Annotated in this window: 14 protein-coding genes and 1 tRNA gene; 4 read left to right on the top strand and 11 right to left on the bottom strand. The window is 52.3% G+C overall.

Features of this window, described 5'->3' with window-relative positions:
- Positions 1-67: 67 nt before the first annotated feature.
- The 9 genes from B5M42_RS09895 to B5M42_RS09855 all read right to left on the bottom strand — a co-directional run bounded on the left by B5M42_RS09895 (position 68) and on the right by B5M42_RS09855 (position 9,330).
- Positions 68-2,137: a hypothetical protein gene (locus B5M42_RS09895; RefSeq protein ID WP_134752253.1), complete on the bottom strand. Its 2,070-nt coding sequence runs from the start codon at positions 2,135-2,137 to the stop codon at positions 68-70.
- Positions 2,134-3,996: a Flp pilus assembly complex ATPase component TadA gene (locus B5M42_RS09890; RefSeq protein ID WP_134752251.1), complete on the bottom strand. Its 1,863-nt coding sequence runs from the start codon at positions 3,994-3,996 to the stop codon at positions 2,134-2,136. Before B5M42_RS09890 ends, B5M42_RS09895 begins: the two co-directional genes overlap by 4 nt.
- Positions 3,993-4,832: a hypothetical protein gene (locus tag B5M42_RS09885; RefSeq protein WP_134752249.1), complete on the bottom strand. Its 840-nt coding sequence runs from the start codon at positions 4,830-4,832 to the stop codon at positions 3,993-3,995. Before B5M42_RS09885 ends, B5M42_RS09890 begins: the two co-directional genes overlap by 4 nt.
- A gap of 14 nt (positions 4,833-4,846) precedes the next feature.
- On the bottom strand, positions 4,847-5,554 hold the full coding sequence (locus B5M42_RS09880) for a hypothetical protein (protein ID WP_134752247.1): 708 nt from the start codon (positions 5,552-5,554) through the stop codon (positions 4,847-4,849).
- Between the two features lie 11 nt (positions 5,555-5,565).
- On the bottom strand, positions 5,566-6,609 hold the full coding sequence (locus B5M42_RS09875; RefSeq protein WP_230632825.1) for an SAF domain-containing protein: 1,044 nt from the start codon (positions 6,607-6,609) through the stop codon (positions 5,566-5,568).
- Between the two features lie 133 nt (positions 6,610-6,742).
- Complete coding sequence (locus B5M42_RS09870; protein ID WP_134752243.1) at positions 6,743-7,354, bottom strand: hypothetical protein; 612 nt, start codon at positions 7,352-7,354, stop codon at positions 6,743-6,745.
- A 2-nt stretch (positions 7,355-7,356) separates the two neighbouring features.
- Positions 7,357-7,527: a hypothetical protein gene (locus B5M42_RS09865; RefSeq protein WP_167689827.1), complete on the bottom strand. Its 171-nt coding sequence runs from the start codon at positions 7,525-7,527 to the stop codon at positions 7,357-7,359.
- Between the two features lie 83 nt (positions 7,528-7,610).
- Positions 7,611-8,555, bottom strand: coding sequence for a ParB/RepB/Spo0J family partition protein (locus tag B5M42_RS09860; RefSeq protein ID WP_134752241.1), 945 nt, complete (start codon positions 8,553-8,555; stop codon positions 7,611-7,613).
- On the bottom strand, positions 8,503-9,330 hold the full coding sequence (locus B5M42_RS09855; RefSeq protein WP_134752239.1) for a ParA family protein: 828 nt from the start codon (positions 9,328-9,330) through the stop codon (positions 8,503-8,505). Before B5M42_RS09855 ends, B5M42_RS09860 begins: the two co-directional genes overlap by 53 nt.
- A 69-nt stretch (positions 9,331-9,399) precedes the next feature.
- On the opposite strand from B5M42_RS09855, the gene tnpB reads away from it, so the two are divergent.
- The gene (gene tnpB, locus B5M42_RS25715; RefSeq protein WP_167689825.1) at positions 9,400-9,798 is read left to right on the top strand and encodes an IS66 family insertion sequence element accessory protein TnpB; all 399 of its coding nucleotides are present in this window, start codon (positions 9,400-9,402) and stop codon (positions 9,796-9,798) included.
- A 367-nt stretch (positions 9,799-10,165) separates the two neighbouring features.
- On the opposite strand, the gene B5M42_RS09850 is transcribed toward tnpB, so the two are convergent.
- Positions 10,166-11,038, bottom strand: coding sequence for an ankyrin repeat domain-containing protein (locus tag B5M42_RS09850; protein WP_230632824.1), 873 nt, complete (start codon positions 11,036-11,038; stop codon positions 10,166-10,168).
- Between the two features lie 896 nt (positions 11,039-11,934).
- On the opposite strand from B5M42_RS09850, the gene B5M42_RS09845 reads away from it, so the two are divergent.
- Together B5M42_RS09845 and B5M42_RS09840 are read left to right on the top strand one after the other, a co-directional pair.
- On the top strand, positions 11,935-12,204 hold the full coding sequence (locus tag B5M42_RS09845) for a helix-turn-helix domain-containing protein (RefSeq protein ID WP_134757637.1): 270 nt from the start codon (positions 11,935-11,937) through the stop codon (positions 12,202-12,204).
- 75 nt (positions 12,205-12,279) lie between these two features.
- Positions 12,280-13,548, top strand: a complete 1,269-nt coding sequence (locus tag B5M42_RS09840; protein WP_134757639.1) for a tyrosine-type recombinase/integrase — start codon at positions 12,280-12,282, stop codon at positions 13,546-13,548.
- A 2-nt stretch (positions 13,549-13,550) separates the two neighbouring features.
- On the opposite strand, the gene B5M42_RS09835 is transcribed toward B5M42_RS09840, so the two are convergent.
- Positions 13,551-13,637, bottom strand: a tRNA-Leu gene (locus B5M42_RS09835).
- Between the two features lie 187 nt (positions 13,638-13,824).
- On the opposite strand from B5M42_RS09835, the gene B5M42_RS09830 reads away from it, so the two are divergent.
- Positions 13,825-14,016 (top strand): hypothetical protein, encoded by a 192-nt coding sequence (locus B5M42_RS09830; RefSeq protein ID WP_134757641.1) that lies wholly within the window; start codon positions 13,825-13,827, stop codon positions 14,014-14,016.
- The last annotated feature ends 49 nt before the right edge of the window (positions 14,017-14,065 follow it).

Raw genomic sequence — 14,065 nt, 5'->3', positions numbered from 1 at the left:
TTCTCTCCTTTGATTGGGGGGATAAAAAAAACGCCTTCCCGCTGATGAAGGAAAGCGTCTGTATGGGTTACTGGATGCGTTGAAGCTGATCGTAGTACACGGTCATCTGATGCAGGCTGACGACGACAAGCGGAATGACCAAATACCCGAATATCAGCGCCATCAAGGGGGCAAACCCGATCCAGCGGCCCCAGCCTGCCTTTTGTTCAATTAACTGTTCATACTCCTGCTTGCGCTGCTCCCGCGCAAACCCCTGCTCTGCTTCGAGATCGTCGAATGCCTGCCGGATCGTCAAATGCTGCGAAGCCATTCCCAGCTTTTCCACGATCCGAACAAAAGGCAGAAACGGTGCATCTTCTTTGAGCTGCGCGAGCGCCTGCTCCTCACCCTGTTCAAAATGAAGAAGGCAGGCTTGCAGTGGCTCCTTGAAGACCTGCGCGAACTGCTCCATCCATAGCAGAAGCTGTTCAACCGACATCCGTTCCATCCCGGCGAGCATGGCAATCACGGCCTGCAACTGATCCACCTCGTGTTTCATCTCCAACTGCCGCATACGCCGCTGGAACAGCCGAATACCAACTGGCAGCGTGTACCCGCCCCATCCTGCGGCGAAAGCCAAAAACGCTTCCCACCACGCCAGAAAAGGCCTATTCAGCTTCTCCAGCTTGCCCAGGATGCGCCGCGCAGCCTCTCGAAGCTGATCCTCTTTGACCTGTGCAGCCGGGTCCTTGCGCAGCAGGCTGATGACGCTATTTTCGCTTCGCGGCCTCACCTCCTTTAATTGATCGAGCATCCTGCGATCCAGCGCGGCGGCTTCCCGCGCCTTCGTTTCCTCCTCCGGGGACAACTGCCCGAAAAGTGTTCCCGGCTTCACCGGTGCATACAGCACCTGATGCCGCTCCGCTGCATGCAAGGACACGAACAAGCCCAGCACCGTCAAAAAGGCTGCGAACCCGGCCACGATCCGTTGCACGTAAAACCATTCGAGACGTAAGGGAGAGGCTGTATCCTTGAGCAGCCGGGTTATCCGTTCCGCTTCTCGCGAGCCGGGAACCGGCCCCAGCCGGTGGGCCAGCCAACGCATCCACGGCCAGCCATAGACCCGTTGCTCCCATCTTTTTCGGCTGGTGGGCCTTGCGGTCGCATCCAGCTCCGACAGGTTGCGCAGCAGCACGTAGCATAGCCACACGACGACAAGCAGACAGAGTTTGACGGCCCAACCGAAAGCGCTGGCGTAGAACGTGTCCATTGCCGGAAAAAAGTGGCTGGCCCAGGCTTCAATCGGACGGGTAAACAGCAGCGGCAGCAGCGCGATAACGGTCAGCCCCTGTAATAAGAAGCTGAGACGCTCGCGACGCAGCAATTCCAGATTCAGTTCGATGGACAGCTTTTCCAGTCCCTTGAGGTAGACCGAACCGCTTTCCGTTTGCTGATCGCCATGCTCTTTGATGAGATACGACAATCCCGCAAATCCCTGCAAATAGCGATTCGGGGCATGCTCCACATATTGCGCCAGTTTATCTTCGGCGTCGCTGTCCGTCAGCATGTCGAACAGTTCTTGCCCGTGCAGCGCCATTTCATACGGCGCGCTGTCAGCCGATTCATAGACGGCTTCATCCACCATCCCGTGACGATGGTAATGATGTCTCACATCCCCAAGAAACAGGCGAAGTTGTCGCAGCAGCCGCATTTCGAGCCGATAAACACCCATATCCGAGAGGATGCCGTGGCCGACCCAAAGACCAATGCCGAGCATCGCCAGCGTGTAAGGGTCGCTCACCGCCAAAACAAGCGGAATCGCGGCCAAAAACAGGACAAGCCACATCAAGAGCGCCGATTTCATCACCTCAAGCCGAAGCTTCCATTCGTCCCCGAGCCGCAGGATGACCAATCGCCTGCGAAGGTGCTGCAAGTACATCCTTAAAACCGGCATCTGCTCGCAAACGCTGTATAGCTGCTGCATGAAGCTGTAAACCGCCTGCTTGCGAGGCGCTTGCCCCGGCTTACGCAGCGCTTCGTAGCGCCGGACTGCCGCCACCTCCGAATCACGCCGGGACAGCCACAGGAAGGCCGCGACAGCGGCAAGAAAGAGCACGGTTGCGATGCCGAGCAGAGGGGAGAGCCATTCCCGAATCATGTCTCATCCCCCCAATGGGATGCCAGAAACGCATCAAAGACGGCCTGATCGGGGCCGCTCAAGTATTCCGCAATCTCGCAGCGACTTTGCTCGGACAGGGGATGAACGGCAACGTAACGGCCGCCCTGGTATTCGACGAGATTTCGGGCGGTGTACAGCGGGCGATCCGTCGAGCGGCGAAAGTATTCGAGCGTCGTTTCCATAAAGGCTGCCATCCGTTCGTCCTTTGTCATTTTCCCTCGAAAGGCTTCCGGGTACGCCGTCTCCTGCGGCACTGGGACGCATTCCGTAATGCGCTCGATATAGCGCCGTCCGTCCAGGTCGCGGCGGAGGTGAATATCGAAGTTGACGACGCTGACGACCTGCTGCTCCGCCACACGCTCGTTCGTAAACACCTTTGTTTTCAACAAGGAATTGCGGAGAGACAGCACAAGGTCACGGAAGGTTTTTGCGTGATGCGTGAACAAGGTGAATAATGACGCCACCTGTGCCATCTGAACCATCCAAGCGGCGACCGGATCGGTCGCTACCTCGCCCAAAATATTGACAGAGCCGTCCGTCTTTTTCTGGATGTCCAGCCCCTGTTGACCGGAAATCGTCTCGGTTTCGCGCAGGCTGACGATGTTGCGTTCTGGATAAATTTTGCGCAATTGAAGCTCAAAGCTCATTTCCTGTACCCGGATCGGCAGCACTTCTGGAATATGGCGAACCATCGCCATAAGCAGCGTTGTTTTGCCGCTGCCCTGCGCGCCGGTAATCGCTGTGATCCGCGCACCCGATACCAAGTAACGAATGAGGCCAATCGGCAATTCCGCGCCTTCGTCCTGAATCAACTGCTCAAGCGTCGCGCTTTTCACGTCGAATTTGCGCACAAAAAAAGCCCACGATTCACTGAATCGGGGGCGCAGCACGACGACGCGGGAGCCGTCTGCCATTTCATTGACCTTAAATCCGTTCGCCTCGGACAACTGGCCGGGAAAATTGTGCTTATAGATGATCTGGCAAACGCGTCGCAGTTCCTGCTCGGAGCCGAAGGACAAGAAGCTCAGGTGGATGGACTTCCCTTTGTAAAACAGCCATACGCTGTCATGCGAACGGGGCAGCGACTGAAGTTGTGCGTCCTCCTCCAGCGACCATTCGCCCTCCCACATGAGCGGCGGCAGACCAGATACGCCCCCGGATACGCCGTCCACACGCATGTCGCGCAGCTCGTCCACGACGCTGAATCCTTTGTAATGCTGATAAATCCGCTGGACGACAAGTTGGAGCTTATCGTCCGTCGTCAAACACGGCGCTTCATGGGCGAAGACGCTACGAATATCCTCCGCCGTAATCCGGTACGTTTCAAGCTGGCCCTCCTCGTTTCGTCTTTGCCGATCCCATTCATAGGTTTGAACGAGCCGGTCGAGCGCATGAAGCCCGGCTTCCTTTTTATATGTGTAAAGCAGAATATCAAACTGGTCTTGCGCGGAGAGGGACTCCGGCTGATGAAAAGGCAGCAGGAGGTTCAAATGCGCATCGTCCAACTCATAGCGCTGCGCGAGCAGGTCGGCAATGATCTCCTTGACGTATTCCTTGTCCCGCAGATCACCGGAGGTGCAGCCCCGCAGCGCCTTTTTCAGCTCCGCCCGTTTGCTTTTTCGGCGGCGGTATTCTTCCTCCGACAAACCGAAGTCGGCCAGGTTGCTGCTGGTTAACTCGTGTAGCGTTGCTTTTACGAAAGTGGTCATCGCTTCCAGCGTATATACCGATGTGTCGTCCGTCCGTTCCGGCAATCGTCGACTCAGGCGCAAATAAAGGAAGAAGATTGAAAGCAACAAGAACGCGATCAGGATGAAGGCATTGAGCATAGCCGTCATGGCGTGTCGCCCTCCTTCCCGCCGAAAAGGGGCTGCCTTGCGCCTGCGCTGTCGATCACAGCCTGCGCCAATCGTCGCACCTGCTGCATGAACAGGTGGTTCTCATGACCGCTTGCTATCTTCCTGTTGCGAAACCAGTAAGGATTCGCTTCGCCATGCTGTGCCGCATCCATCCAGCCTGTATTATGTGAAACAGGGTACACGGACGGTCCTATACGGAATTGACGCATGAGATTTTTAGAAGTGAGCGTCGAATAAGGGTCGTACTGTCCGAACACGAGCAGCGTTCTTCGGCCTTGCAGCATCGCTGCTTCTGCCGATTGAAAAAATCGCTCTAGAAGGAGACGGTTTTGCGGCAGGCAGACGACCCATACGTCGGCCTGCTGCCGCAGCATTTCGTTCCAAGCCGACCCGCTGCCGCTCCCCCCATCCAACAGCACTACATCGTAAGCGCGGCGGGCAACCTCAAGCAGCGGTGTGAGCCATTCTTTTGCCGTTTCGATAAAGATATCCTCTTGCTTGATGGAGCCGTGCAAAATATCTAGGCGATCCCGCAGCAACGGATGGGCATAGTCACGCAGCATGACAGGCTCCAGCTTGCGGTTTTTCAGCAGACGCAAGAGCGCATCAATTCCCGTGTCCGGGGTATGCATGTCCTCTCTTGCGGCAGGTCGATAATAGGCTCGTTCGACAGCGGCGTAGCTGCTTAGCAAATGCCCGAGCAGCAGCAATCGCGCCGAATATTCCAAACCCATGCACGTCGCCGCGGCGAGCAGATTGGTCGTTGTCCCGGCCTGACCGGATACAGGACTCCAAAATACAACGGTAGCTCCCATAAACGTTCTCCTTTCTACCACACCCGCACCCGTTTACGGGCGATTGCCCAGGCTCGTCGCGCTGTCTTGCGGTCGCAATCGCAAAGCTGCTCCAGCATCGTCAGCAGCATCTCGCGAAACGCCCCGGTCAGCCCGCGAAGGTCGATGCGGCCGTGGTGTTGATTGTTCAAATCGACGGCTGCATCGCGTTCGTCCAAAGGGAAGCGAAACACCGTATCCTCCAACTGGATATGCCGCAACCGCTTTTCGGCTCGCCACGCTGCCAGCTTTCCCGGTACGTATGGAGAGAGCAACTCAAAAAACGAGACAGGCGCTTCCACGTCCTGCAAGCCCAGTCGAAGCATCAGCTCCTCGTTTTTCTCCAGCGACAACCGTTTCCCGTCCCAGCACCACACTCGCTTGTCAAACTGGGACAGGTTGTGGTGGAAAACAAATTCCGTATGATCCGTGTCCACCAGCATGATGTCGTATGCCGGTGTCGTCCCTGCCTGTGCCAAGCCTAGTTCAAGCTGTTCGGGAGTGAGATAGCCGTAGGCCACATCCATACCTTCAAATTCCTGTATGGCGCTGCTCACATAAGCATGCGGCAGATAACCACGAATCGACTGCGTGACTGTAGAATCCACCAGCAGCACTTTATTCCCCAACGCCACAAGCAAGCGGCCAAGCACCAACAAAGCATGCGTCTTGTCCGCTACGCCGATAAAAACAATTTTTTTCATATCCGCACTCCTCATTGATTGAAGATGTTTTCCCACTTATCTTCGCTCGCCGGAGGCGCTTCGGTTGCAGGAGGCGTACCCGATGGCAGCGACGGCGAAACGGCAGGAGGTGGCGTCTGTTGATTTTTCGGAGATTGCGTAGCTGCAGCACCAGCAGCACCAGCAGCATCACTCACGCTAAGCTGCGGACCATTCGTCGAAACTGCTGATTCTCCAGACTGCGGTGTTCCTACTGGCTGTGCTCCGCTCATGGCAGTACCCTGCCGAGTCGTCATCCGTTCGTTTTGCAACTGCTGCTGCACGGTTACACTACCGCTGGTGACGCGAAGCTTCTCCGAGTCGCTGACCGCCTTCAAATTGCCATCAAGCGTTTGTCGCAGCGCACGGGCAAGTTCGATTTTTGCGGTTTCGAGCAGATTGGGATCGACCGCCATCAGGTTCAATACCTTCTGATTGGCCGGATAGTTGACCACAGCCGCTTCCTGTAAGCCCGGCTCGATGTACGGGAGGGCATACAGCCGCGCTCCCTGCAAGTACGCATCAATAATGGCGCTGGACGTTTGGAGGATGTCCATCTCATTCAGTTCCAGCCACACAACCGTACCGGACAGCTCCTGTACCTTCTTTTTAGATAAAAGAACAAAGTCCTCGCCGGTTGGAAAGCCGATGCGAACGTCTATATATTGGTTAGGCTTGAGATTAGAGGGAAGCTGAATGACCTGAAACTCCTGTATGCGCAAATCCTTCGGAATGGGCTGTCCTTCGTACAATAAAGAGGAAAGTAGCGGCATTCCTGATGCAAGCTCGATCTTGGCGTTTTTGCCGATGATGCTTTCCCGGTCGGTGATTACGCCCGGCGGAACCAAACTGACGGGCATCGGAACAGCCTTGAGGTCATCCGCTTTGAGCGAGACGCCTGCCGGTATCGTTTTTGCAGTCGTCCAGACATTTCGGCTGTTTTGCTGCTCCTCCTTTTTCAATTGCTGAATCCGCCGCTCATACTCCTCTTTCATCTGTTGCTGCTTTTGCTGCTGGTCGGTGTGCTGCATCAGCATATACAAGGCCGCTGCTACCAGAAGCGCCACGCTGATCGCAATGGCTCCCATGATGAGCGTCTTGCGGTGTCGATACGTCCATGACATCGTTCACGATCTCCTTTCATTATATAGAAGATACCTTGCGCTTCTCTTAACGCGCTTCGCCTCGCGGACGCGGCTTTGATGGGGCTTGCTCCGCTTGTCGTTGTGCCAGCTTCTCGGCCGCCCATGTGGGCGTATGCTCCGGCTTCAGGAACCCCATCAGGTCTTCCCGGTTATAGCGGTATTCATCGCCGGAATAGAGGGTTTCCGCATAGACCGCCCGCCCACGTGAGTTCCCGGAGGCACCGAAGCCTCCCGTTACCCAAATCAACTGATGGTCTGCCGTGCGAAATTCCGGCCGCAACCAATCCAAACGGGTCACAACAATTCTGCCGCCGAGATCATCGTCACTTTTGATGGGCAGGCATTGGTCGGGTTGAATGGGAGGCATCGGCTCCGTGATCGTAGCGCGCTCGGTCTGGAGTTTCTCGATTTCCCATTGCAATAGCTTGGTAAATTCCTGCATTGCGACCAGGTAATCCGCATATCCTTCTGCACCGTAATACTGATCGATGCCAAACAAATTATTCTGCGAGCAGTAGCAAACCAAATAGGGCTTTTCGGTATTCGTGATGTCGATGCCTAAAACAACCTCCACCCTGCCAATGGGTAGCGCTTGATAGACTTCGTAGTCACCGGCCATTCTTTTCTCTTGCTCCATCGTCATCCCTCCCGGTTCTTTTTGTGGTCACGTTTCTTGTGCCAGCCTTCGGCTTCCTGAGCCTGCTTGCGCAGTAGTGCTTCTTCCTCCTCGGATGGCCTACTACGCGCAAAACCCGGCTTTTCTTTCATCAGACGTTCATACTGACGCCGTTTTCCTTTCGTAAAGTCCATTGATGATCTCCTCCCCGAAAATGGGCATAAAAAAAGCTCTCCGTCAGGGGAGAGGGCGCATGAACAGGGCGGCAACGGGGGAATTACCGTTCGTGCTCCCTCTGCCGCCTTTTGTACCAGCTTTCCAGCAGTTGCACGATTAGGTCTTCCTTTTGTTTTTCCGAGAAATCTCGTGGGAAAAAGCGGTCGATTCGTTCTCGCTGAATACTCATTTTTTCTTTCTGATTCGGCTTTTCCTCCGTCAGTATGGTGTAAATGACATCTGTATTCAGCCTGCCTTCTTGACTCATCTTTTTCATACGCTGAGCTTGAGCAAGTGAAGGCGTGCAGTCCTCGGCCTGCATGGTCTCGAATAGGGCTTGCTGTTCTTTCTCGGCCAAGTAAGATAACTCAACGGCAGGATTAAAGGCAATCCGTTTGTCATCTACCATTTCGAGAATGTGAGGAGTGAGTTCGGTTAGGCGAACGTATCTAAATATTTGGTTTTTGCTTTCGCCCATCTGTTCTGCTAATATCTCACTTGATTTCTTTGCAGCAGACTTGTTCCCAACTTGGGAACGAGTTAAATCTGTTCGTTGTCCTTGTCTGTTCATAGCTTCCAATTTCATTTTGTAGGCAAAAGCTTTTTCACTCGGAGAAATATACTCCCGTTGCAGGTTGCTATCCACCATGATGATAGTCGCCTGATCGTCATCCAACTCGCGAACGAGACATGGAATTGTCTCCATACCAGCCAATTCACTTGCCTTCTTTCGACGATGGCCGGATACCATCTCGTATCCACCGCCTACCTTTGGCCGAACTAAGCCGGGAACAAGGACACCATACTGCTTGATACTATCCGCCATTTCTAACATCGCTTCATCCGCCCTTACCTTAAAGGGATGACCGGGAAATTCACTAATTTCAGCCAATGGAATATCCATCACCTTTTCCCGTTGCGAATCGTTGCGGCTTTCCTCTGTCGAGAATAAATCATCGACTTTGGTCAGCTTTATGCTGGCGAGCCGATCTTCTTTCGCTGCCAATATCCTGCACCTCCTTCGTAAGTGCAGCGTAGGCTTTAGCAACCTGTCCGTTCGGATCGTGGGCGTAAATGCTTTTACCCTTGGCGCTTGTTTCCGCCGCGCGGATGGACAGGGGGATTTCTGTATTGAATACACGCAGCTTATCCCCATAATCCCGACGCAAAACTAAAGAAATGTCTTTGGCGAAATTGGTTCGGCTGTCTACCATCGTGAGCAGCACACCGTCCACAGCCAGCTTCGGATTAATTTGACGCCGAACGCGGGCAACCGTCTGCAAAAGCTGCGTCATGCCTTTGGCGGGCAGATAGTGTGCCTGTACCGGGATGATGACGCTATCCGCCGCTGCCAATGCGTTGATCGTCATCATGCCCAAGCTCGGCATACAGTCGATCAGGATAAAATCGTAATCTGCTTTTACGGAATCGATGTACGAACGCATAATCGTTTCCCTGCTCATCGTATTGACGAGCGCCACTTCGACTGCCGATAATTCGATGTTTCCCGGCATCAGGTCGATACCCTCGTGATGGTGCAAAATACCTTCCCTCGGTTCATACGGCTCCTCCGTCATGCCCTTCACTAGCATTGTGGCGAGTGAAATGGACAGACTATCCGGTTCATGGAAGCCTAACGAATCCGTCAGGTTGCCCTGCGCATCCGCATCCAACAGCAGAACCTTGTTGCCATCAGCCGCCAAGCCAATGCCTAGGTTGACCGCTGTTGTCGTTTTGCCGACGCCACCTTTCTGATTGGCGAGAGCGATTACTTTGCCCATCCAACAATTCTCCCTTCACGCAAAAGAGCCGACTGCGCTGAACATTCAATAGTCCAGACAATCGGCTTTTTGAAAAGTATCTATATAAAAAGAAAACGCCCCAATTCAGGACGCTCTCTTGGATATTTCAATATTTTATGGAAGGTTTTATTGTCCCACATTCTAAATAGGCATATCCCTATAGACGAACTGGGTGCGCTCGTTCAAGAGGGACTTGGGTTAAATCCGTTCGCCCCCAGCTTGTTTGTTTTTTGTAACAACGAGCGCAACAAACTGAAGATCTTGTATTGGGAACACAACGGCATTTGGTTATTCTACCGACGACTGGATCGCGGCACCTTCCAAATGGCCGACCCATCAGGAGCGGACGTTTGCGGTTTCCGCGCGCGAACTACGCTGGTTGCTCGACGCCTTTCTCTTAACCAGCGGCAAGCGCATCCGAAGGTGGTAGCCGAAACCGTCATTTGAAACAAATTCCTTCCTTTTCTCGCCATCGCTTACGAGAGGTTTCGGCCTTCTCACGTTGAAATCGAAACGTATGGAAAAACGAACGGATTCCCTCAACGCAGAACAACTTCAACAACAGAACGAAAGCTGGTCCGCCAAAACGCCGAGCTGTCCGCCAAGCTGAAGTGGTATAAGGAACAGTTCGTCTGGCGCAGCATAAGCGCTCTGCCGACTCCAGCGAGAAAACGCATTTGGATCAGTTGGAGCTGAAACAACTTTATTTCTTACCCGCAAGTAATTTAAGCTGGTTTTAGTATGTTTTTTGATACTGTTTTAATCAACTTTACTATCAGATGAAAATTGAGAAAAACTTTCAAGAGTCAATGTCTTAACGATGTAGTTCTTTGGCGGATTTAGCGTCCCGGTTGTGCAACCATTGAACCAAATCGCCAGTAGCGCTTCGTTGTGCTGCATCCAAAGGGGTCAATCCGTCCCACACGGAAATCCAGTTCAGTTCGGCCCCTCGTTCGAGCAAATACTCGGCAGAGTGCCGCTGTCCGCCGTGGCAAGCGCACCAGAAGGCGACGGTAACTTCATCTGGAGGTGGATTGTGCCCGGCTCCCCACGGATATCGCTGTGTAAGTGTGGTCCCGGTAAAGTGGGCTTCCATGTCATCCAACAGTCCGAGCGCGGCCGCATGCCAGAGAGCGAAGCTTGCGCCGCGCTCAACCAGACGATGTGCAGCCCTCCACTGCCCAAAAGCCACTGCGTCGTCCAGCGGCGTTCCACCGGCGATGACCGCACCCGACGCCTCAATATCAGCGCCGGCATCGAGAAGCGCGTCAAGCACCTCGATATCATCGCTGCTCGCAGCCCAATGAAGAGGTGTCTCGACATGAGGGCCGGCGATTCGAGTGTTCACCTCAGCGCCAGCATTGACCAATGTGGCTATCGTCGACGCACCGTTTGGAAAATGGCCGGGCCAGTCGGTAGCCACATGCAACAGCGTACGCGATACGTTACCGTTGCGCATATCGCTTCCGATAATTCTCGCCGTAGCCAGTCCCGGATTCTCGGTGAGCAGCTTCTGCAATCCCGGGATATCGCCGGTGCGGATTACCTCGAGCAAGGTGACCGCAAGAGGCTCGTTTTCGGAAATTATCACAATGTAAAACATCCCTTCTAAAATTTTTATCCTGAAATTATTATTCCAAATTATAACAGTGTAATGCGGAACGTCGCAACAATGCTCGATAACCATAAGCGTCAAATAGCCCTCAGTTTGACATCAAGGTGGGGACTGTTTGACGCTTACACATATTCCTACCACGCGATCCGCTCCACATGACTGAATACGTTTAACAGGTAAATCATTAATACTACTACACGGAAATATGTATCGAAAAATTAAAATAAACTCATCCAGCGAACGGCGGTTAACCGTCCACATAGGCTGTCGCCCCTTCCAGGATCACTGCAAGCCGCCCCCATTGCGATAACTGTGGCTAGACGGAAGTATCATTATCCCTCCGCATGGATTATCGCCTAAATGATACCATCATTTATTTTTGCACAGGTAATGATCGCTCGCACCCAAAATAAAGGATGGTCGTGGCGTACCTGCAAAATGGCTTTCCCTTTCAGGCATGCGGGGAACGTACCGGATGAGAGGTTATGTTATTGTCAAAGAACGGTCGAGGGACATCCCCTCTACCATCCGTTTCATATTTGAAGTCAAACCGGACCCTTCTCTCACAAAAATATTTATGAAAATAAAAGCGGCAGCATCAAACTCTTCATAGAGCTTGGAGCTGCCGCAAATTATTGTGTGTAACTGCATCCTTTCCGTATGTTTGAAAAACTCTTTAATAGAAGATATGCTCTAGTGTTTTAGGACAATGATCATTTCATAGCATTCGCGCAAGTGCGAGTCCTCCTTCGAGATCAGGTTTACAAAGTCTTTCATTTCCTCTATTGCCCACCGCACATTCCCCAGAATTTCACAGCAGACATGAACTCCGCTCATTCTGTTTTCAGCGTATAAAGTAAATTATTTTTCTCGGAAGTGTCCGATTTCCCCAAAAAAATGAAACGGATAGTAGAAGGATATTTCAGAACCTCTTCTCAATCGAATTATGTTGAATAAGGAGTTCGCCCATGCCACACAATCAAAATCAACCAGTTCTCGAACCTGATCCTTACCAACTTCTTTTTCAGACCATGCCCGATGTCGTAAACGTCGAGCAAATGTGTACCATGTTAGGCGGCATTAGTACCAAAACGGGCCGCAAATTACTCCAATCAGGGCGCATCGCCCACTTTCGCATCGGGCGCTTCTACAGAATCCCGAAGCTGAGCATCATCCATTATTTACGGGAAATTATGATCCCCGGCACTCCACTTGACTATGACGCTTTACAGCATTGAACTATTCTTTCTATGCCTGTTATCATTAAAGTGTCGATGGTAGGAAGCCGGGCTGCTATCCTGGGAGGGATTACGATGGTAGCAGGCCATCTGCAAGAAAAGAAAGGGAATTATTATATCGTTCTGAACTACAAAGACGAAGAGGGAAAGCGGAGAACTAAATGGATTGCAACAGGGCTACCGACAAAGGGAAACAAGAAGAAAGCAGAAAGTATGCTGCAAGACGCACGCAAGAGCTTTGAAATTCCTTCTGAAATGATTGTCGAGGAAATAACGCCGTCGATTGAGAAGGAAGCCCCTCCAGATGCGGACGGTCCAGCCGGTGTTCTTTTCAGCGATTTCATGTTGGAATGGCTGGAAATGATGAAGCATCGAGTCGAAGTCACTACTCATGCCGCGTACACCTTTGGGGTCAAAGGCCGAATCGTCCCTTACTTTCGTGAAAAAGGATTTCGACTGCTGGAGATACAACCCAAGCACTTGCATGATTTTTACCAGCACATGTTAAAGGAGTTCAAGCTTTCTACAAGTACCGTACAACACTTTCATGCCTATATCCGTCAAGCTCTGCAACACGCACTTAAAATGGATATGATTTTAACCAATCCGGCTGATAAAGTTGAGCGCCCAAAAAAGAACCATTTTGTAGGAAGCTTCTACAACGATCAAGAGCTTCAGGAGTTATTCGAGGCAGTAAAAGGCGATCCAGTCGAGCTTGCCGTCCTACTGGCCGCTTTTTATGGTTTACGGCGCGGCGAGATTGTAGGGCTCAAATGGCAGGCGATCAACTTTCAGAACCAGACACTTACCATCCAGCACACCGTCATTCCTGTTTCCTATGAGGGCAAACAAATCACAATCGCAAAGGACCGGGCCAAAAATAAATCCAGTCGTCGCACCCTTCCCCTCGTCCCGGCGTTTCAGGAATTGCTTTTGCGATTACTGGAGGAACAGCAGCGAAATCAGGCGCTCTACAAAAGTTCGTACTCCAATGACTACAAAGACTATATCTATGTAGATAAGCTAGGGCAATTGATAAAACCGGGGTATATTACGCAGCACTTCCCGATTGTGCTAGAGAAGCATAATTTGAGAAGGATTCGCTTTCACGATCTTCGGCATAGCTGCGCCAGCTTATTGCTGGCAAATGGCGTTAATATGAAGGACATTCAAGAATGGCTTGGGCATAGCCATTACTCCACGACGGCTAACATTTATGCTCATCTTGACTACAGTTCAAAGATTTCGTCGGCACAGGTCATGAGCAACACTTTACAAATCCCAATCATGCAAAAAGCTCCTGAATCGTCACAAGGACAAATTCAAGAGCTCGTTAATTGTTAGGGTGGTGCGGTCAAGAGGACTCGAACCTCCACGGTATTGCTACCACTGGCACCTGAAGCCAGCGCGTCTGCCAATTCCGCCATGACCGCACAACCTGAACCGTGCGCGTCTGCCAATTCCGCCACGACCGCAAGTGTTGCCTTCTGCAAAGCTCAAAGCTTGGCAGCGACAAGATTTAATATATCACGCATGATTATTCCAGTCAAATGATTTTTTGTTGCTTCGTATAAACGTTCAGGATGCAGCACACCTTATGGAAAAAAGGAGGTCAGACCCATGAAGCAAAAAGAAATTGATGCGCTGGAGCCCAAATATACGGGCAATACGCGCGACCTGACGGAAGGCGAGGCCGAAGGCATCGTCCACGACCCGGCCAATGCCGAAAGCCAGAGCAGCGGCGTTGACGATGAAATCGTCGCCGATGGCGTTACGGCTGCAGCGGCGTACGGTATTTTTCGGAGAACGTAGCTGCGCGATTTTCCTTCAACCGCATAAAAACCGACTCCGCCCCTGCCTG

Origin of the sequence: Paenibacillus athensensis (assembly GCF_004514475.2) — a bacterium.
GTDB classification, from domain to species: domain Bacteria; phylum Bacillota; class Bacilli; order Paenibacillales; family NBRC-103111; genus Paenibacillus_AL; species Paenibacillus_AL athensensis.
Note: the sequence above shows the minus strand (reverse complement) of the source record. Positions and strands in the feature narration are given on the sequence as shown.

Bases quoted from the DNA above. Each gene is read 5' to 3' on its own strand.
- B5M42_RS09895 (WP_134752253.1), bottom strand. From the start codon at position 2,137: ATGATTCGGGAATGGCTCTCCCCTCTGCTCGGCATCGCAACCGTGCTC.
- B5M42_RS09890 (WP_134752251.1), bottom strand. From the start codon at position 3,996: ATGACGGCTATGCTCAATGCCTTCATCCTGATCGCGTTCTTGTTGCTT.
- B5M42_RS09885 (WP_134752249.1), bottom strand. From the start codon at position 4,832: ATGGGAGCTACCGTTGTATTTTGGAGTCCTGTATCCGGTCAGGCCGGG.
- B5M42_RS09880 (WP_134752247.1), bottom strand. From the start codon at position 5,554: ATGAAAAAAATTGTTTTTATCGGCGTAGCGGACAAGACGCATGCTTTG.
- B5M42_RS09875 (WP_230632825.1), bottom strand. From the start codon at position 6,609: ATGCTGATGCAGCACACCGACCAGCAGCAAAAGCAGCAACAGATGAAA.
- B5M42_RS09870 (WP_134752243.1), bottom strand. From the start codon at position 7,354: ATGGAGCAAGAGAAAAGAATGGCCGGTGACTACGAAGTCTATCAAGCG.
- B5M42_RS09865 (WP_167689827.1), bottom strand. From the start codon at position 7,527: ATGGACTTTACGAAAGGAAAACGGCGTCAGTATGAACGTCTGATGAAA.
- B5M42_RS09855 (WP_134752239.1), bottom strand. From the start codon at position 9,330: ATGGGCAAAGTAATCGCTCTCGCCAATCAGAAAGGTGGCGTCGGCAAA.
- B5M42_RS09850 (WP_230632824.1), bottom strand. From the start codon at position 11,038: ATGGTTATCGAGCATTGTTGCGACGTTCCGCATTACACTGTTATAATT.
- B5M42_RS09845 (WP_134757637.1), top strand. From the start codon at position 11,935: ATGCCACACAATCAAAATCAACCAGTTCTCGAACCTGATCCTTACCAA.
- B5M42_RS09840 (WP_134757639.1), top strand. From the start codon at position 12,280: ATGGTAGCAGGCCATCTGCAAGAAAAGAAAGGGAATTATTATATCGTT.
- B5M42_RS09830 (WP_134757641.1), top strand. From the start codon at position 13,825: ATGAAGCAAAAAGAAATTGATGCGCTGGAGCCCAAATATACGGGCAAT.